The organism is Spirosoma sp. KUDC1026 (assembly GCF_013375035.1).
Classification (GTDB): Bacteria; Bacteroidota; Bacteroidia; order Cytophagales; family Spirosomataceae; genus Spirosoma.
Genome location: NZ_CP056032.1, coordinates 3377039 through 3395969 on the forward strand (window position 1 = coordinate 3377039; position 18931 = coordinate 3395969).

Annotated in this window: 19 protein-coding genes; 12 read left to right on the forward strand and 7 right to left on the reverse strand. The window is 54.0% G+C overall.

What is annotated here, in order from left to right:
* Positions 1-88: 88 nt before the first annotated feature.
* Positions 89-3154 carry a leucine--tRNA ligase gene (locus HU175_RS24835; protein ID WP_176567205.1) on the forward strand — a complete coding sequence of 1022 codons (3066 nt, stop codon included), beginning with the start codon at positions 89-91 and terminating at the stop codon, positions 3152-3154.
* Positions 3155-3230: 76 nt separating this feature from the next.
* On the opposite strand, the gene HU175_RS14090 is transcribed toward HU175_RS24835, so the two are convergent.
* Entirely contained in the window at positions 3231-3728 is a 498-nt protein-coding gene (locus HU175_RS14090; RefSeq protein ID WP_176567206.1) for a cold-shock protein, read from the reverse strand.
* 397 nt (positions 3729-4125) lie between these two features.
* Between HU175_RS14090 and HU175_RS14095 the strand changes: the two genes are divergently transcribed.
* The 4 genes from HU175_RS14095 to HU175_RS14110 all read left to right on the forward strand — a co-directional run bounded on the left by HU175_RS14095 (position 4126) and on the right by HU175_RS14110 (position 7109).
* On the forward strand, positions 4126-4602 hold the full coding sequence (locus HU175_RS14095) for a DUF2306 domain-containing protein (RefSeq protein ID WP_176567207.1): 477 nt from the start codon (positions 4126-4128) through the stop codon (positions 4600-4602).
* A gap of 58 nt (positions 4603-4660) precedes the next feature.
* Positions 4661-5533 (forward strand): glycerophosphodiester phosphodiesterase family protein, encoded by an 873-nt coding sequence (locus HU175_RS14100; RefSeq protein ID WP_176567208.1) that lies wholly within the window; start codon positions 4661-4663, stop codon positions 5531-5533.
* Positions 5534-5620: 87 nt separating this feature from the next.
* Positions 5621-6619 (forward strand): glycoside hydrolase family 43 protein, encoded by a 999-nt coding sequence (locus tag HU175_RS14105; protein ID WP_176567209.1) that lies wholly within the window; start codon positions 5621-5623, stop codon positions 6617-6619.
* On the forward strand, positions 6609-7109 hold the full coding sequence (locus tag HU175_RS14110; protein WP_176567210.1) for a YdeI/OmpD-associated family protein: 501 nt from the start codon (positions 6609-6611) through the stop codon (positions 7107-7109). Before HU175_RS14105 ends, HU175_RS14110 begins: the two co-directional genes overlap by 11 nt.
* A 59-nt stretch (positions 7110-7168) precedes the next feature.
* Here HU175_RS14110 and HU175_RS14115 read toward each other — a convergent pair whose 3' ends face one another.
* The gene (locus HU175_RS14115) at positions 7169-8056 is read right to left on the reverse strand and encodes an SDR family oxidoreductase (RefSeq protein WP_176567211.1); all 888 of its coding nucleotides are present in this window, start codon (positions 8054-8056) and stop codon (positions 7169-7171) included.
* A gap of 169 nt (positions 8057-8225) precedes the next feature.
* Here HU175_RS14115 and HU175_RS14120 point away from each other — a divergent pair, with 169 nt between their 5' ends.
* Positions 8226-8804 (forward strand): Crp/Fnr family transcriptional regulator, encoded by a 579-nt coding sequence (locus HU175_RS14120; RefSeq protein ID WP_176567212.1) that lies wholly within the window; start codon positions 8226-8228, stop codon positions 8802-8804.
* Positions 8805-9094: 290 nt separating this feature from the next.
* Positions 9095-9412, forward strand: a complete 318-nt coding sequence (locus tag HU175_RS14125) for a cupin domain-containing protein (protein WP_176567213.1) — start codon at positions 9095-9097, stop codon at positions 9410-9412.
* A gap of 175 nt (positions 9413-9587) precedes the next feature.
* On the opposite strand, the gene HU175_RS14130 is transcribed toward HU175_RS14125, so the two are convergent.
* From HU175_RS14130 to HU175_RS14140, 3 genes are all read right to left on the reverse strand, one after another.
* Positions 9588-10622 carry a sodium:calcium antiporter gene (locus HU175_RS14130; RefSeq protein ID WP_176567214.1) on the reverse strand — a complete coding sequence of 345 codons (1035 nt, stop codon included), beginning with the start codon at positions 10620-10622 and terminating at the stop codon, positions 9588-9590.
* 238 nt (positions 10623-10860) lie between these two features.
* Positions 10861-11505 (reverse strand): NAD(P)-dependent oxidoreductase, encoded by a 645-nt coding sequence (locus HU175_RS14135; protein WP_176567215.1) that lies wholly within the window; start codon positions 11503-11505, stop codon positions 10861-10863.
* Between the two features lie 63 nt (positions 11506-11568).
* Positions 11569-11976, reverse strand: a complete 408-nt coding sequence (locus HU175_RS14140; RefSeq protein WP_176567216.1) for an Rrf2 family transcriptional regulator — start codon at positions 11974-11976, stop codon at positions 11569-11571.
* 160 nt (positions 11977-12136) lie between these two features.
* On the opposite strand from HU175_RS14140, the gene HU175_RS14145 reads away from it, so the two are divergent.
* Positions 12137-13315, forward strand: coding sequence for a DUF819 domain-containing protein (locus HU175_RS14145; protein WP_176567217.1), 1179 nt, complete (start codon positions 12137-12139; stop codon positions 13313-13315).
* Positions 13316-13370: 55 nt separating this feature from the next.
* Here the strand turns inward: HU175_RS14145 and HU175_RS14150 are convergent, their stop codons facing one another.
* Positions 13371-14966 carry a carbon-nitrogen hydrolase family protein gene (locus HU175_RS14150; protein ID WP_176567218.1) on the reverse strand — a complete coding sequence of 532 codons (1596 nt, stop codon included), beginning with the start codon at positions 14964-14966 and terminating at the stop codon, positions 13371-13373.
* A 165-nt stretch (positions 14967-15131) separates the two neighbouring features.
* Positions 15132-16148: a threonine aldolase family protein gene (locus HU175_RS14155; protein ID WP_176567219.1), complete on the reverse strand. Its 1017-nt coding sequence runs from the start codon at positions 16146-16148 to the stop codon at positions 15132-15134.
* Positions 16149-16402: 254 nt separating this feature from the next.
* On the opposite strand from HU175_RS14155, the gene HU175_RS24840 reads away from it, so the two are divergent.
* From HU175_RS24840 to HU175_RS14170, 4 genes are all read left to right on the forward strand, one after another.
* Complete coding sequence (locus HU175_RS24840) at positions 16403-16981, forward strand: OmpA family protein (RefSeq protein ID WP_228724162.1); 579 nt, start codon at positions 16403-16405, stop codon at positions 16979-16981.
* Positions 16982-17190: 209 nt separating this feature from the next.
* Positions 17191-17529, forward strand: coding sequence for an OmpA family protein (locus HU175_RS24845; protein WP_228724163.1), 339 nt, complete (start codon positions 17191-17193; stop codon positions 17527-17529).
* Between the two features lie 24 nt (positions 17530-17553).
* Complete coding sequence (locus tag HU175_RS14165; protein WP_176567220.1) at positions 17554-18045, forward strand: hypothetical protein; 492 nt, start codon at positions 17554-17556, stop codon at positions 18043-18045.
* Between the two features lie 34 nt (positions 18046-18079).
* Positions 18080-18781, forward strand: a complete 702-nt coding sequence (locus HU175_RS14170; RefSeq protein WP_176567221.1) for a hypothetical protein — start codon at positions 18080-18082, stop codon at positions 18779-18781.
* Positions 18782-18931: the final 150 nt, after the last annotated feature.

Below are 18931 nucleotides of genomic sequence, written 5' to 3' on the forward strand. Positions count from 1 at the left end.
ATTGGACTAGGCAAAAGTCTTGGTAAACGGCTATTTTTGCAATTCATTTTGTGGAGCTGTCCTGATGATGGCTCCAACTTACTCCGTCATGGCCGAATATAACCACCGCGAAACCGAGCAGAAATGGCAGCAGTTCTGGGATGAACACCAGACCTACCGCCCCGAAACTGAAACCACCAAACCGAAATATTACGTCCTCGACATGTTTCCGTACCCATCGGGGGCGGGGCTGCACGTGGGGCACCCGCTGGGCTATATCGCGTCGGATATTGTGGCGCGGTACAAGCGGCTGAAAGGGTATAACGTCCTGCACCCAATGGGTTTTGATTCGTTCGGATTACCCGCCGAGCAGTATGCCATTCAGACGGGTCAGCACCCGGCCGTAACGACCGAAGCCAACCTGGCGCGCTATATCGAGCAGTTGAAAAACATCGGTTTCAGTTATGACTGGTCGCGGGAGGTACGCACGTCGGATCCGTCCTACTACAAGTGGACGCAGTGGATTTTTATGGAGTTGTTCCGGTCGTGGTACAACAAAGAAACCAACCAGGCCGAGCCCATCGAGACGCTGACCGCCAAGTTTGCCGAAAACGGAACCAAGGGCGTTCAGGCCGTCAGCGATGAGGACGTAACGAGCTTCACCGCCGACGAGTGGAACGCATTGAGTGAAACCGAGCAGTATGCCATCACGCTGAAATACCGCCTGACCTTTCTGGCCGACGCGGTCGTAAACTGGTGTCCGGCGCTGGGTACGGTACTGGCCAACGATGAAGTAAAAGATGGCGTGTCGGAGCGGGGTGGTTACCCGGTCGAGCAGAAGCTGATGCGGCAGTGGATGATGCGGATCACCGCCTACGCCGATCGTCTGCTCACCGGCCTCGACACCATCGACTGGACCGAATCCATCAAAGAACAACAACGGAACTGGATCGGGAAATCAGTCGGAGCTAGTGTGAAATTTCCTTTGACAAAGGAGGAGAGCAGTAGAGGAGGAGAGGAGAATGAAAACTCGTCCGGTAACTCCTCTTCTCCCTCGTCTCTTTCCTCCTTTATAGAGGTCTTCACCACCCGCGTTGACACCATTTATGGCGTAACGTTCATGGTGTTGGCACCAGAACATGAACTGGTACCGAGCCTGACCACGCCGGCGCAGCGGGAAGCCGTGGAGGCATATGTTAACGCAGCCAAAATGCGCTCGGAGCGGGACCGGATGGCCGATGTGAAGGATGTGTCGGGAGTCTTTACGGGCAGCTACTGCACCAACCCGCTGAGTGGTGAACCTGTGCCTATTTACCTGGCTGACTACGTACTGGCAGGTTATGGGACGGGTGCGGTCATGGCCGTTCCCTCCGGCGATCAGCGCGACTGGGGCTTTGCGAAACATTTCGATCTGCCCATCGTGCCGGTGCTGGGTGCGCAAAAAGATATCGACCAGCAGGCTGATAACACAAAAGAAGGACATTATATTAATTCAGGCATAGTCAACGGGATGACCTACAAAGAGGCCACCGCTACGTTGATTGCCTGGCTGGAGGAGCGGAATCTGGGTCGCGGTAAGGTCAACTTCCGGATGCGCGACGCCGTATTCAGCCGTCAGCGCTACTGGGGTGAGCCGGTGCCGGTGTATTTTAAAGACAATGGTAATGGCCAACTATTACCTTATTTGATCGATGAGCAGGATCTGCCGTTAGAATTGCCTGCTATTGACAAATACCTGCCGACCGAAACGGGCGAACCCCCACTGGGCCGCGCAGAGGGGTGGAAGTATAAAGGCCAGTACGACTACGAACTGAGCACCATGCCCGGCTGGGCGGGTTCGTCGTGGTACTGGTACCGCTACATGGACCCGAAGAATGACAGTGAATTTGCGTCCAAAGATGCCATCGACTACTGGCAGAACGTAGACCTGTACATTGGCGGAACCGAGCACGCGACGGGCCACCTGCTGTACAGCCGCTTCTGGAACAAATTCCTGAAAGACCGGGGTTACGTCCCACAGGAGGAGCCGTTCAAGAAGCTCATCAACCAGGGCATGATTCAGGGGGTAAGTATGTATGCTACTCTGCTTGTTGAAGTTTTAAGTCCTAACGACGTTGGCGATAACGAACCAACTGATGTTGAATGGCGGAATTATTTCTTAGCCCCTTATGGTCTTGAAGTTCGTCAGTCTCGTGGCGGTAGAAGTAGGCGCCCAGAGCGTAACGGGCGTAGGTTATCTATGTTTGGAATTGCTCTATCAGGTTTGGCGCAGCCAATTCACATACCCATAGAGTTTGTTACGTTCGAAGATGGCAGATATTATTTAACAGAAGACTCACTAGAATATCTAAAGTTAAGGTATCCTAAATTTAATGAATATTCCATTGCTTCGCCTGAGTTAATTGAGGACGAATATCTGGTCTCAGATAGTTTGCAGCTTAGCCGGGATAAGATTGAGGTAACACCTATTGTCGAGAAGATGTCGAAGTCGAAGTTCAACGTGGTGAACCCCGATATGATCGTGGAGCGCTACGGGGCTGACGTCCTGCGGCTGTACGAAATGTTCCTCGGGCCGCTCGAACAGGCCAAGCCTTGGAATACCAACGGCATCGACGGCGTCTACCGCTTCATCCGGAAGTTCTGGCGGTTATTCTACAAAGACAGCGCTACCAGTGAAAGCCAGTGGATTGTGAGGGAAGAACAAGCGACACCCGCTGAACTGAAAATCCTGCACCGGACAATTCAGAAAGCGGAGAACGACATCGAAACGTACTCGTTCAATACGTCGGTGTCGGCGTTCATGGTCTGTGTCAATGAGTTGACTAGTCTGAACTGCCATAAGAAATCGGTGTTGCAGGAGCTGGTGCTGTTGTTGTCGCCTTACGCGCCACATATCACTGAGGAACTGTGGGCTGCGCTGGGCAATGAACCGGGTACGCTGTCGAAAGCCGATTTCCCGAAATTCAACCCGAACTACCTGGTCGAAGACTCGTTCGAGTACCCGATTCAGATCAACGGAAAAGTGCGTACCACGATGAACTTCGCCGTCGACCGGGCGCCGAAAGAAATCGAGAGCGAGGTACTGGCCGACGACGTAGTGCAGAAATGGCTGGAAGGCAAATCGCCCAAGAAAGTCGTTGTCGTGCCGAAACGGATTGTGAACGTAGTGGTTTAGTCAGTACAAAAGAACTGGTACGAAACGGGCAGACGATCTCAGATCGTCTGCCCGTTTCGTAAATAAGCCCGTCAATTTACTGGACGCTTGTTTCCGCCTGTGGCTGCGTGACTGGCTTAGGCGCCACCGCTTTTTTAACCTGAACGGCGCTGGGCCCTTTAGGCGTTGACTCAAGTTCAAACGTGACTTTATCGTTCTCACCGACAGGATCGACCAGTCCATTTATGTGAACAAAGATGCTTTGCTGGGTTTGTAAATCGCGGATAAACCCGTACCCCTTGGCCGAGTTGAAGAACGAAACAATACCCTGTCTGACCGTTTCCTGTGGCAGATCCGATTGTTTGGCTACGCTGACCTGGATATTATCTTGATCGACCGGTCTCATTTTTCGAGGATCGGGTGGCGTTGTCGATATGTTGCCGTTTTCATCTACGTAGGCCAGCATCTGGTCAAAGCTCTGTGCTCTGGCACCAGCGGCCTTCCGTTCTTCCCGTTTTTCCTGTTTGTCTTTTTGCTTTTTCTGTCTTTGTTTTTCCTTTTCCCGTTTACTAAAGGTTTCGTTGGATGCCCCCATGCTTATGGCAGTTTTAATGAATACAGAATAGTAACCACAGACCGCTCGTGTACCCCTGACGTTGCGATTGACTGTGATGTACATTGTTGCCTTGTTGACAACAATCAATAGAAAAGTGATTGGTAATACGCCGTATGGCGACCCGCCCAGATGCTATGGGTACAGACTAGGAAAGCTTATTGGAGATGCACTTTATTAAAACAACCGACAAACGAAAGCGTAAGTTCTCCAACTAAAATATATAAAAGCAGGGGCGGGTTGAACGGTTTACTGCGTTCCAGTTCTGTCGCGGCCCAGACCAGGTTTACACCATACGAAGCCGGATCCGTCGAAATAAGGTAGGGGAGCCTCCGGGAGCCGCTTAGCTTTATCCCATCAACAGACTTATTCAGTCGTCATGGCACACTCACCAATCGGTCTTCTCCACCTTATTTCTGCTCTGCTTGCCGTAATAACCGGGTCAATGGTTCTGCTCAACGCAAAAGGCGGGGTATTCCACAAACGGGCGGGGTACGTCTACGTAGCCAGTATGGTTGTCCTGAACGGAACGGCCCTTATGATTTATCGCCTGTTCGGCACGTTCGGCTCCTTTCATATTCTGGCTGTTTTTAGCTCGGTTTCGATCCTGGGCGGGATGGTGCCGGCTGTATTTCGTCACCGCGTTCGCGACTGGCTGATCTGGCATTATTACTTTATGAACTGGTCGGTGGTGGGGCTGTATGCCGCTTTCTGGGCCGAAACATTTACTCGTACCTTACCAATGGGGCAGTTCTGGCCAATTGTTGTAGTCGCTACGTCGATAACGACAGCCATTGGCGGTTATCTGATCCGAAAGAATGCCGTCCGGTTCGAACCGCTCAGTAAGCTAAAGTAAAAACCGGGAGTGAGGTATAGCCGTGCCCGTCAGGCAAAACTTTTGTTAGTTTTGCCTGATGAAAAACTGCATGGTTGCTGGTCTGCTGGCGCTCTCGATAGCTGCCTGTTCGCCCAAAATGAATACCCGTACGGCAACGGGTGGGGCGTATGATTACTTTAAGTACACAGCCGGTCAGCGCGCTAAAATATCGGTGCACCGGGGTGGGGGTGACCTGAAAGGCTATCCCGAAAACTGCATCGAGTCGTTTCAGTACATGGCCCGGCAGATCGGTACCCCGAAGGAGCCTGTCATTATCGAGTGCGACATCGACCTGACCAAAGACAGCGTGATGGTGATGATGCACGACGCAACCCTGGACCGCACGACGACCGGCACGGGCAAGCTCATCGAGAAAACCTACGCCGAACTGGCGCCGGTCCGGCTGGAGGATAACATGGGCAACGTAACGCCCTACAAAATACCGACCCTGGAAGACGTACTGCGCTGGGGAAAAAATAAAGTCACGTTTACGCTGGATGTCAAGCGGAACGTATCGTTCGAGAAAGTAGTCGACATGGTGCACAAAACGGGCGCCAGTGGCTACGTAGCGGTCATTACCTACAACGCCCAGGACGCAGCCAAACTGCACAAGCTCGACCCGAACCTGATGATTTCGGTTACAATTCGCAACCGGTCGGAGTATGACCGTCTGCATGAGCTGGGCATTCCTGATAACCGGATGGTAGCATTCGTCGGCGTTAAGGAGCCGGATGCTGAACTGTACACATTTCTGCATCAGAAAGGAATTGCCTGTATTCTCGGTACGCTGGGTAACCTCGACAAACAGGCGGCCGCCAAAGGCAATCAGGTCTATAAAAAATTTGCTGACAACGGGGCCGACGTGATGTCGACCGACCGTCCGCTGGAAGTTTGGGAAGCGGTCAGGTAGCCCAGCGGGTAAAAAGTGTTCTCTTGTCCTTTACAGCTATATGGCCGAACCACGCGGGATTCGGTCATCAATTGACGATGTTGTTGTATGAGATTAAGAAGCTGGCTCGTGGCGTTGCTGCTCTGCGTAAGATTAGTCAACGCGCAGGAGAATAGAGTGCCTACGTTCCGTAAGAACGTGCCGCTGGATTCGATTCGGCTGAGCGACCCGTTTATTCTGGCCGACAAAAAAACGAACACGTATTACATGACCGGTACGGGCGGGATGCTCTGGAAAAGTCCCGATCTGAAACGGTGGGAGGGCCCGTATGCAATTGCGCAGACAGACCCGAACTCGTGGATGGGGCCGAAACCAATGATCTGGGCCGCCGAACTGCACAACGTCAAAAGCAAGTACTATTATTTTGCGACGTTTACCAACCGGGCTGTCAAGATCGATACGGTCGGACAAAACGTCATCGAACGCCGGGCCAGCCATGTACTCGTCAGCGACAAACCCGGTGGTCCGTACGTACCGATGCGCGACGCCACTTACCTGCCCCCCGACAAACCTACGCTGGACGGTACCTACTGGGTCGACAAAGACGGGAAGCCGTACATGGTATATTGCTACGAATGGCTACAGAATGGAAACGGTACGATCGAGAAAATCGAATTGAAGCCGGACCTGAGCGGGAGCATCGGGACGGGTAAACTGCTGTTCCGCGCCAGTGATTCGCCCTGGAGCCGCGAGAAAGACGCGACCGGCCACGATCGGCCGAATAAAGTCACCGATGGCCCTTTCCTGTTCGTGACTAAAACGGGTCGGCTGGGAATGCTCTGGACGAGCTGGATCTACGATGTATACACGCAGGGCGTAGCTTATTCAGAAAGCGGTACGCTGGATGGGCCGTGGCTGCAGGAAAAAGAACCCATTACGCCCCCCAACATCGGCCATGGTATGCTGTTCCGTACGTTCGATGGTAAATTACTCTTGTCGGCGCACAGCCATAAAGGAATAAACGGCCGTACCATTCGCGTCCCACGGCTGTTCGAAGCTGATTTATCCGGTGATAAATTGACGATTGGTAAGCCATATGCACCCTGACAATCAGCTGCTGACCTTTAACGCACAAATCGACATCATTGGGGTAAACCCGTTTGTGACGGTACCCGACGACGTGCTGGCGGAGCTATGCAGGCAGGCGGGTAAAACCAGGGGCGCTATCCCAATCTGCGGGGCACTCAATGGCAAGCCGTACACGCAGACGCTGGTGCGCTTTAAAGGAGCCTGGCGGTTATACATCAATACCCTGATGCTGAAAAATTCGCCCCGGCGCATCGGCGAAGTCGTTGTGCTTACGATAGCTCATGATCCGGTTGACCGAACGATAACTGCTCCCCCGGCATGGCTGGCTGCGCTGGACAAAGCCCCCGAAGCAAAAGCGGTTTTTAATAAACTCAGCCCGTCGATGCAGAAAGAAATCGTGCGTTACCTCGCTAAATTAAAGTCAGAAGAACGGCTGGCGGAAAACATAGAGAAGGCTATTGGTTTTCTGCTCGGGAAAAACAGATTCGTTGGGCGCGACAGACCTTGAGAACACAACAGGGCGGGTACACAATCGACATCGTGTACCCGCCCTGTCTGCTACCCGACTTACTGCTCGAAATAAAAACCCGCGTTAAGATCGTTGCGTAAGTCGGGGTGGGTAGGTTCCCAGCCCAGCCGGTCCCGCGTCTGCTGATTTGACGAAGGGGCATCCATACGGGCGAACAGCGCCATCCAGCCGAAATGACTGGCTGCTTCGTCGGGGTCTATCGACACGACGGGCAGATTCAGGCGTTCACCGATCAGTTCTGCAATCTGCCGTAGGGGCAGCCCCGTTTCGGCCGTTCCGTTGTAGCGGCTACCAGCCGTTCCGTTTTCCAATACCAACCGATACAAGCGGGCCGCGTCGAGTCGGTGTACGCCGGGCCAGCGGTTCGTGCCCTCACCGATGTAGGCAGAAACGCCTTTGGTACGGGCAATGTTGATGAGCGTCGCTATAAAGCCGTGGTCACCAGTGCCATGCACCGACGGCGCCAGCCGGATCACCGACGTTCGCACGCCCAACGCGGTCTGCGCCATGGTAGCCGCTTCCGACAGGCGTACCGGCGAAGTCGACGCATCGTCTTCCGTGATCAGATCACCGTTGCCGGGCTTTATGCCCAGCAAACCACCCGTGGTAATGAGCGGGCGGTTTGAGCCCGCGAGCGTTTTACCAACTGCTTCGATGACTTGCTTATCCGCAGCGGCTGCAGCGGCAAAGTTGGCGAAGTCGTGGGTAAAGGCAGTATGGATAACGGCATCGGCCGCATCGGCTCCACGCTTTAGTCCGTCGATGTCGCCAAGGTCGCCCATAAACGGTTCGCCCCCCGCCTGAGTCAGGGCTTTGGCCGACGATTCGGAGCGGACCAGTCCAACGACCTGATGACCAGCACGGATTAATTCCTGAACAATAGCAGAGCCAACAAACCCGGAAGCTCCCGTAAGAAAAACGCGCATGATAAGTTGAGTTGAGATCGGTTACGTTTAATTTTCGATGCAAAAATGTCGTAATCACTGGCCCCGGCGCGAGGACATTTGTCACAAGTAGCAGTGGGGGCAGCAGCGGGAAGCGTGCGCACCATCTGCCGCGATTTGCTGTTTACGCAACAAACGATTTAGGTGAATCATGAATCAGTTCGAGCACTACCTGCGCGCGCAAACCCAGCTTACCGACGACGACATCCTGCGCGTACGGAGTTGCGCCACCTCGCTAACCGTGCGGAAGCGCCAGCCGGTGCTTTGTGCCGGAGACGTATGCCGCCATAAACTGTTTGTGCTCACTGGATTGCTGCGGGTTTACCGGGTCGGACAGGATGGGACGGAATCGGTGATGCGGTTTTCCGCTGAGAACCAGTGGGCGATCGACCACGAAAGCTACACGACCGAAACACCGTCTCACTGCTACATCGAGGCCCTGGAAGATACTACGTTACTGCTGTGGACGAAGGAAACGATGAACGAACTGTTTGCGGCTATGCCCGCGTTCAGGGCGTTTTCGGACAGGCTAAAAGACGAGAGCCACAACAAAAGCCTGCAGCGGATTTTCAGCAACATCAGCCACTCGGCCGAGGAAAAATACAACGCGTTTGTTGCTGAAAACCCCACCGTCTTTCGGCGCGTGCCCCTGCATATGGTGGCGTCGTACCTGGGCGTGACGCGGGAAACGCTGAGCCGGATTCGTCAGAAGCATCATCAGCTCCGGTGACTGCCTATCGTCGGTTGGACTGCTGCCGGGCAAAACGCAACCTGATACGTTGAGCACACGCAGAATCCCGTTTTCGAGTTCATTCTGTACGGAAAAAATGAGGTGAACGCGATACCGATTGCTGGTGAGGTGGTCAGGCGAGGCTTAATGGCCTATTCCTTAATCGGTTGCCAATCTGCTTAACTTCTCCCGTCAGCACGAAGTCGGTTTGAGCATCACAAGTGAAGTCATTGACTGGCTCGAATTATCCGCTCGTGACGTTCGTTATGGTTGCGAACTATCAAAAATCTATGAACACAATTGAATCTGTAAACGCGTCGGACCTGCCGTGGCAGACGGTGACGGAGGGCGTAGAAAAATGCATGTTGCGGAGTTTGCCGGGCGAAAAACGGACGCTGATCCGTATCGGGGCTGGGCGGGAATTTCCGGTTCATGCACACGCGGTACCCGATGAGGTGTTCGTGGTCGATGGGGTGTATGTCGATCCGCAGGTGGAGAACGGCCGGGAATTCAGGGCGGGGGCCTATCTGTATTACCCCGTCGGGACGGAACACCACGCTACCAGCCCCAGCGGCTGCACGATTCTGGTCTGGAACGCCAACCGGTAGAAATACGCCACTGCGCTACCCCTAACTCCCCTGAAGGAGACTTCTTTGAGTAGAAGACAAGTTCCCTTCAGGGGAGTTAGGGGTGTAAAGCCTGATCATAATGTCAGTTAATTACACCACGTTAAATCTCTATAGGGTTAGCTTCTCGGCGGGGAGAGGTTGAGGCGGGGTGTTTCTACTTCGCAATTATGAACAGCCCGGCTGCACCGACGAGGTAGATGACCAGCACGACGAACGAATCGAGACCCATCCGGGCGATCTGGCGTTTGGGGCGAAACAGCGCACCGTATAAGTACGGAATGGTAACCAGTATACCCAGCCCGGTCAAATAAATATCGCTTTTCTGGGCCGTGGGGAGCACCGGTTTGCCCGAAATGACGGTTGCCAGTACCAACAGCACGGGCAGAAATGCATTGCCACCAAAGATATCGCTGATGGCCAGGGTGTAATCTTTGTTTCTGACAGAGGCCAGACCCGTCGAAACTTCGGGGAGTGACGTAGCAGCTGCCAGTACGGTTGCCCCGAAAATAACGCCGTCCATACCCAGTTGTTTCGACATGGCGTCGCCACTTTCTTCCAGGGCCACACCACCCGCCAGCGTCGCCAGTGCCGCAAGGCCAAAGATCAATAACGATTTGCCCGTGCTACGTTTGTCGTCGTCCGACGGTTTCTTCTTCGGGGACGGTGCGGGCAACGTTGTCTGCCAGGCCAGACCTTTGTGCGCTTTGCCAACAAGCCATACGCCAGCTACCCACGCACCCAGCAAAAGCACGCTGTCTGGTGTAAGCCGAGCAAACCCGAGGTCACCGGGTAACTGGTGACCCATCACGACGAGCGTGAGCATAGTAACAACCAGCGCCCCTTCCAGAACCGGGACCAACGACGACTGCTCCGCCGTAAGCGTGTTCTGCTTACCAATCCCGACGGCATCGAGTATAACCAGTACGACCGTTTGCAGGGCGATACCGCCTAAAATATTCCCGACCGCCAGTTCAACTTTGTTGCTCATAGCCGCGCTGATGGTAATGGCAATCTCGGGTAGGTTCGTTACGATAGCCAGAACAATCGTGCCGCCCAGCGCTTCGCCCAGGTTGAAGCGTTTGTCGAGTACGTCGGTCGTGTCGGACAGGGCAATGCCTGCTTTCCAGACAATGGCAGCTGCGATACTAAAAATCAGTAATAAAACGGGGAGCGATAACGAAGTAAACATTGGCCAACCTGCTGTCGGATCGATTCACCAGCGGGGGACGCACATCCGACAACCTTTCAGGAAAGAACAAGTGGGGCCGGATGTTGTTTAAAACCGAACTTCGGTTCAGCCACAGTTTATTGCCCCGCTCCATCAGTGGGTGTTGCTGAAGCGGATAACCTGTTAAACAGACCCGTCAAAAACACCAATCCCCGTTTGCGTCGATAACTTGCAAACGGGGATCGATTATAATGACGGATTAATACCCCAGCGTAAAGCGCTGTTGGATAAACTGGGGCTGTTCGATCTCGTCGAGTACGGCCACGGCCAGATCATTCACCGATATACTGCTTTCGCCTTTATCGTTGAAAACGGGATGATCCGTACCCAGCCGGAATGTACCGGTACGGTCGCCGGGCTGCAACATGATCGCTGGACTCAGAAAGGTCCAGTCCAGTGTCGTGTTCTGCCGCAGGCTGGTCAGGTAGTCGCGGGCGGACGTAGCGCCCGTTTTCCAATCCGCCGGAAACTGGGGCGTATCCACCAGTTGTACGCCCGGTGCTACTTCTAGGCTACCGGCTCCACCCACTACCAGCAGGCGCTTGACACCCGATTGTTCGGTGGCTGCTTCAATCGCTTTTGAGTTGTTCAGGAAATCGTCGTAGAGATTTGGGTTCGTCCAACCCGCGTTGTAAGCGCTCAGTACGGCGTCGTGACCCGTCAGAACTGTGGCTAACTCATCTACGCTCGAAACATCAACTGCTTTTGTTGACAGTTTTGAATCGCTGGTGGTGATTTTTTCGGGATGACGGACAATAGCTGTTACGTCGTGACCACGGTGTAAGGCTTCGTTGAGCAGAGCTGAACCAACAAATCCGGAGGCTCCAATAATGGCGAGTTTCATAGCTTGATTGTAATTAGTAAGTGAAAATTGTAATAAATTTTGTTACAGTTTTGGGCAAAAAAATTAACCGAACTGCTGGTAAAAATCAGCAAGCGTCTTGGTGCCCAGTTGATTCAGCAACGCCCGTTCGGCCTCAGCATAGAGCGAACTCAGGTGTTGATTGATCTGGCGGCCAACGGGGCAGTCCGGGTTGGGGCTATTTCGGGCTTTACCTAAAAAAGCACCCTCGTGCGTAGCCTGAAACACATCTGACAACAAAATCTGCTCGGCGGGTTTCGCCAGCGTACTACCGCCATTTTTCCCTTCCCGACTAATAACCAGGCCACGCTTGCGCAGATTGCTGAGCTCCTTGCGAACCAGCACCGGGTTGATGTTGATGCTACCCGCCAGATAATCGGACGAGAGCCACGCGCCGTCGGCCTGCGTGAGCAGCGTCAAAATATGCAGCGATATAGCAAAGCGTCCGTTCATAACTGTAATTATATAGGTTACAGTTATGAACGATGAAAAGTTTCGGAAATGAAATTCTTAGGCAAAAAAAGAAAAACCGGGTGCTACGGCCGCAATTCCTAGGCTTGATGTCTTGCGGCTAGCTGTTGTCTGCTTATCTTCCGGGAAACAACCTGATCCTGTGACTGATTCTACCCTTATTCTGGCAATTCTCTGCCTGAACGTCGTTACCTGTGAATGGCTGGCTAAAAAGCCAGGTTTCGGGCACATCGGCACTGCGTTGCTGGTCATTCTGCTGACCGCGCTGGAAGCTAATCTTGGTCTGATTCCCACAACCGAAACGCTCGTTTACGACGGAATCTTCAACTACCTTGCCCCGTTTTCGCTGTTTCTGCTGCTGTTGGGTGTCAATCTGAACGATGTGCGCCAGGCGGGGTTACCCATGCTGCTTATGTTTCTGGTGGGTGCCGTGGGAACTGTTGTTGGTACGTTCGTAAGCGTCTGGGCTTTTTCGGCCCCCCAAACCGTTGGTGAGCTGTTCTATGCGCTGGCGGGGATGTTTACCGGTACCTACATTGGCGGCAGTATTAACTTCAATGCGGTTGCCCTTCACTACAAGGTGTCAAAGGCTGGTAATTTATTTGTGGCAGCCACAGCGGCCGACAACATTGTAACCGCGCTCTGGATGGTCGTTACGCTGAGTCTGCCCCGCCTGCTGCAGCGCCGGTTTCCGCGTCAGCTGGCCACTGTTTCCACGATGGCTGTGAAGACGGCCTCGTCGGCGGGCGATATACCGTCGCAGAAACCTATCGCCGTTGCTGATCCCTTCTCGGACGCTGAAACCGTGAACCCGAGTGATCTGGGTATTCTGCTGGCGCTGGGTTTTGGGGCAATTTTTTTTTCGCAGCAACTGACGGCGTTGTTACCTACCCTTCCATTTGTACTGATACTGACAACCTTTGCCTTAATTCTGGCGCAATTCCGTGTAGTCAACCGTTTGCGCGGGAGTCGCCTGCTGGGTCTGTTCGGGATATACATTTTCCTAGCCGTGATTGGTGCTTACTGCGACGTAGCCGCCCTGCTGCATGACGGTCAGCTGGCCATCGTGTTATTTGGTATTATTCTGGTGCTGGTACTGACTCATGCCCTGATCCTGTTCGGTATAGGGGCGTTGCTGCGGCAGGACTGGGACGTGCTGAGTATTGTTTCTCAGGCGAACGTTGGGGGGGCGACCTCCGCGCTGGCGTTGGCCCGCAGTCTGAACCGGGCCGATCTACAACTGCCCGCCGTGCTGGTTGGAACGTTGGGCAATGCCATCGGCACGTACCTGGGTATCCTGGTCGCGGAGGTGCTGCGCTGAAATAAGAAAGCCGAAAACTGGCCAGTTTTCGGCTTTCTTATTAAACAAATCTAAACTACTGCGCCACGACAATGACCGGTGCTACCTGCTCTGGACTATTCTCCGGATCAGCTTTGCGCTCGGCCGCTTTGCGGGCCATTTTCTTAACTTTTACGTCGTATAGGTCCGTCCGACGGTCTTTGAGCACCTGAACGGAACCCTGCTCGTGCAGTTCTTTCAACAGGCTTAGGTCCACGTCAGCGATCAGTACCATTTCGGTGTTGGTTGTTGCTTCGGCCTTGACGGCGTTGGTCGGAAACTGGAAATCGGAGGGGGTAAACACCGCCGACTGCGCGTAGTTAATGTCCATGTTCTGCACGCGGGGCAGGTTGCCTACGCAGCCTGAAATCGCTACGTAACACTCGTTCTCGATGGCCCGCGCCTGGGCGCAGTGCCGGACCCGCGAGTAACCGTTCTGCGTATCCGTCAGGAACGGCACGAACAGAATCTGCATGCCCTGCTGCGCCAGAATCCGGCCCAGCTCGGGGAATTCGACGTCGTAGCAGATCACCATGCCGACCTTACCGCAATCGGTGTCGAACGCCCGGATTTCGTTGCCGCCCACCATACCGTAGTGTTTTACTTCGTTCGGGGTGATGTGAATCTTACGGTACTCTTCCCACGATCCATCCCGGCGGCAGAGGTAGGCTACGTTATAGAGCTTCCCGTCCTCATCAACGAGCGGCATCGAGCCCCCCACGATGTTGACATTGTAGGAAATAGCCAGTTCACAGAGTTTTTCGCGCACCGGTTCGGTATAGTCGGCCAGTTTTCGAATGGCGACCGGCTCCGGTAGATCATTGAAATCGGCCATGAGGGGCGTATTGAAAAACTCGGGCAGCACCATGAAATCGGCCCGGTAGTCGCTCACGGCGTTGACATAGAACTCGACCTGTTCCAGAAACGCGGTTAAGTTCTTGAACAGCCGCATCTGCCACTGAATCACGCCAATCCGGATAATGGAATCGGTGTGCGGCTTCTTATCTTTTTCGTCGACGTAGTAGATATTGATCCACTCCAGCAGAGTGGCGTATTCTTTCGACTCCGTATCGCCGGGCAGATAACCCCGCAGGACTTTCCGAACGTGGAAATCGTTGGAAAGCTGAAACGTCAGTGTTGGATCGTAAATCTCTTTTTGTTTCACCTTCGCGATGTACTCGCGAGGGGTCAGCTCATCGGCGTATTTGCTATAGTTCGGTATGCGGCCTCCTGCCAGAATACCCTTCAGGTTTAGCTGCTCACATACCTCTTTCCGGGCGTCGTACAGCCGCCGTCCCAAACGCAGGTCGCGGTACTCCGGGTGAACGAACACTTCGATGCCGTACATGTAATCGCCGTCATCGCTATGGGTCTTGAAGGTATAGTTGCCAGTAATCTGGGCATATGTATGGTTATCGCCAAAGTCGCTGTATTTAACCCGGATGGCCAGCGCACAGGCTACCACTTTACCGTCTACCTCCACGCAGAACTGGCCTTCGGGGAAAATATTGAGCAGTTTAACGATGTTGCTCTTCTGCCAATAGTCACCGCCAATGCCGCTATACACTTCAATCATGGCCTCTTTGAGGTCATGGTAATCTTCCTTCTGTAAAGGTCTGGTCTGTATATGCATACGTTAGTTCTTTGCTTTTCGCTGCTGGTTGTAATAGACAAAAAGAAACGCGGCTCCTGTTCCTGTAAAGGCAATCAGGCCGCTCATGGCAATTTCCGGAATACAAACGAAAAACCTGGGGCCAGATAAGCGGAAGAGCCGGCTTGTGGTTGCGTGATTCCATCGCTAGGAAATGAGCAACGTAGCAAGCTGGTCGACATGCTCATCGGTCAGGTCCAGGTGCGTCACAAAACGGACCTGGTGTTTGCCAAACGCGACACCGCGGATGCCCATCGTTTCCAGTTTACTAACATAATCCGTTGCCAGGATGGTTTCGGGAAGCTGGAAAATGACAATGTTGGTGTCGATGGGCAGGATCGATTCGACCTCGGGAACCTGCTCCAGGATCTGACCAATCTTACGGGCCCGGGCATGATCAATTTTCAGTCGGTCGACATGATGGTCCAGCGCGTAAATACCGGCAGCGGCCAGGAATCCCGCCTGCCGCCAGCCTCCACCCATAAGTTTGCGGAACCGGCGTGCCTGCCGAATAAAATCAGCGGAGCCTAGCAGCAGCGATCCAACCGGGCAGCCCAACCCTTTGGAGAGGCAGATGCTGATGGAATGAAAGAGCTGCCCGTACGCTTCGGTCGGTTCACCCGTTTCGACCAGGGCGTTGAACAGGCGGGCGCCGTCGAGATGCAGGATCAGGCCGTGTTCGTCGCACACCTGTCGGATAGCCGCAATCTCGGGAACGGTGTAATAGCAGCCGCCCCCTTTGTTAACCGTGTTCTCGATAACCACTAACCGCGACAGGGGTTTGTGCGGATCCGTAGGATTGTAAATGTATTCCCGGATCAGGTCCGGTCTTAACTTTCCCCGCTCCCCTTTGGGCAGACTGACCGAGGCCAGGGCATTCACCGAAATGCCACCGCCTTCGTACTGATAAACGTGGGAGAGATAGTCGCAGATCACGTCGTCGCCGGGGCGGCAGTGGGTCCGGATGGCGAGCTGATTGGTCATCGTGCCCGACGCGCAGAACAGGGCGGCCTCCATGCCAAACAGGGCGGCTGCTTTGGCTTCGAGGGCGTTAACGGTCGGGTCGTCGCCCAGTACATCGTCCCCTAGTTCGGCGGAGAACATAGCCTCGCGCATGGCGGGCGTGGGTTGCGTTACGGTATCGCTGCGTAAGTCGATTAACATGTGTTGTGTGGCAGAACAGGTCCGCCTATGTCATGAGGTTGTATCAGCAGGCAAGTTAACAACGGGCGGGGGCTTCCGGGCGATTGTCGCTCACTTTGTGGCGTTTTATGAGCCGGTGGCTAGTCTGCGAAAGCGGCTGAACTTGCTTTTCGCCACGTCTCCCGTAATTTTGGCCAACCTTCCCGGCCCGAATCGGGTTCATTTTGGTAACTGTTAAGTACGCTCATCGTTCGTTCCTATATTTAGCCTAGGTCATGCTCGCTCACAAAACCCCCTGGATCGTTTTACTTATCGGCTGGATCGCCGGAGCAACCTGGTGGCACGTCTGCAAGATCAAACAACTCTGCGCCGATGCTGAAGAACCTGCTGCGGTAGTCGGGACGATGCCAGCCGAGTCGATCCGAATTCCACCCCTGCTTATCAGCGACGGTGCGCGCTTTCAACTTGACCTGCCGGGTAATTTCAGCTTTGCCCAGTCGGAGGCCAACGCCAGCATGAACACGCTGATGGGATCGCTCGATTCGCTGACAACGTACCTGAAAGCCAACCCAGGCCGTACACTGACCATTACGGGGTATTATTTGACGGAAGAAAAAAATACGACGCCCCTGGCAAATCTGGGCCTGGCCAGGGCGGAAGCGATCAGGCAGTATCTGATTCAGCAGGGAGTTGCGCCCAAAGTGCTGACAACCAAGGGTCTGGTAGCCGACGAATCGCAGCCGGGGATTATTACCGTAACGCCCAGGAGCGACTCCCTCTATGGGGGCTGGCCTTTGCGTTTGGCGGCAGCGAACCTACCACAAACACAACTGCGTCCACCGATACGGTACTGACTGACCTGACTGTCGAGGAGAACAGCGTCGCAGAGAAAACTGTCGCAGAGAAAACTGTCGCAGAGAACGCTGTCGCGGAGAAGCCGGAGAAAACAACTGAGAAAAAAGAAAAGCTAAAAGCAGAGTCGGCCTCCGTTAAGGAAAAACCCGTTACCGGTCCTATTCCCAAAACCGAAGAAGGACTGGCTGCCGCGGAGAAATACACCTCAGTGTTTACGCCGATCAGTCTTTATTTTCCACTAAACGAGGCCAACTACATCAACACGGGCGAAACAAAGAAATTCTTCAAAGAAGCGTCGGGATACCTGAGAAAACACAAAAACAGGAAACTGTTGGTAACCGGGTATACCGACAACGCTGGCCCCAGCGATGTTAATCAGCGCCTGTCCCGCGAACGGGCCAATAGCGTAAAGCAGAAATTACGCAAATCTGGCATCCGGACCGATCAGATTACAGTAGTTGCCAAGGGGGAGAAAGATCCCAAATATTCAAACGACACCCGCGAAGGCCGCAAGGCCAACCGGCGGGTATCGGTAGTCGTTCAATAGAAAGTCGTTTAATACGTAGCCAGTATGTTTGATTTAAACCCGCTCAATTTGACTGACGCACCCATGCAGCATTTCGCCATGCTGGTGGTGGCGATGATACTGGGCTTTATTATTGGACTCATTTCGCAGCGCCAGACCATTCGGCAGCTTGAAGCAGAACATGACCGGGTGGAGGCAGACTTAATCGACTGGCAGAATCGGCCGGTGCGGTTGGTTAACACGTCGGACGACGAAGAAACCAATACGCTGAACCGGATTGCAGTACGGGCTCAGGCGCTGAACTTCGACCGGATTGGCCGGGCCACGCCCACTGAAGCCGATGACCTGAAAAAAATTTCAGGCGTGGGTCCGTTCCTGGAAAAGAAGCTGAACACCATTGGTATCTACACCTTTGCGCAGATCGCCCGGTTTAGTCCGGAAGACGAAGATCTGGTGAACGATATCATCGAGTATTTTCCCGGTCGGATCGTCCGTGACCGCTGGGTAAGCCAGGCAACCGAACTGACCAAAAAATAAATTCTACAACGCACTCATCTCAACCCGCCCGATTATGACGCCTATGGACCCGCTCAATCCCACCACGGCAATTCTGGAAATGGTCCTGTTGCTGGCGCTGGCCGCGCTGATCGGCTGGCTCCTGGGACGGTGGCTGTTTTCGGGACGTGTGCGGTCACTACGTACCGCCATTGCCCGCAAAAAACAAGAATTGGCGGAGTTTCGTCAGGGAAATACGGCCGCGGGGATCATTGCCGGATCGGGAGCGTCGGTAATGATCCCTGAAACAAGCGCTACGTTCGTACCCGCCGATCCGCTGCAGCCCGCGCTGAGCCACTCCGATACACCAGCCATGATTGATGCCGATGAGCCTGTAGTCGTCGGGGAGCCGCCGATTGGCGCTCCGGCATCTCCGGTTTCGCCCATTACCCGGCCTGATGTTCCGGGCGAAACTTCGGAAATGATCGTACTGGATCGAATCGAAGCCCGCGCCGATGAACTGAACTTCGACCGGATTGGCCGGGCCGCGCCCACCGATGCCGATGACCTGAAAGACATTGTTGGGGTTGGCCCCTTCCTGGAACGGAAATTACATCGGCTGGGCATTTACACGTTCCGGCAGGTGGCCAGCTTCACCAAAGAGGATGCCCGGCAAATCAACGAGATTATCGAGTTCTTCCCCGGCCGTATTGAAGGCGACAAATGGGTAGAGCAGGCAAAACAACTCCACGACCACAAATACGGGTCTAGTTTGTGATTGTTCTGTTATACTATTCTTTTTTCTGTCATCCCGACGCAGCCGGGCGGCCGGTGCCGAGGGACCTTCGGCAGTTGGTATTTTTTCTGTTACCGAAGATCCCTCGGCACCGGCCGCCCGGCTGCGTCGGGATGACAGAAAAATGCGCAT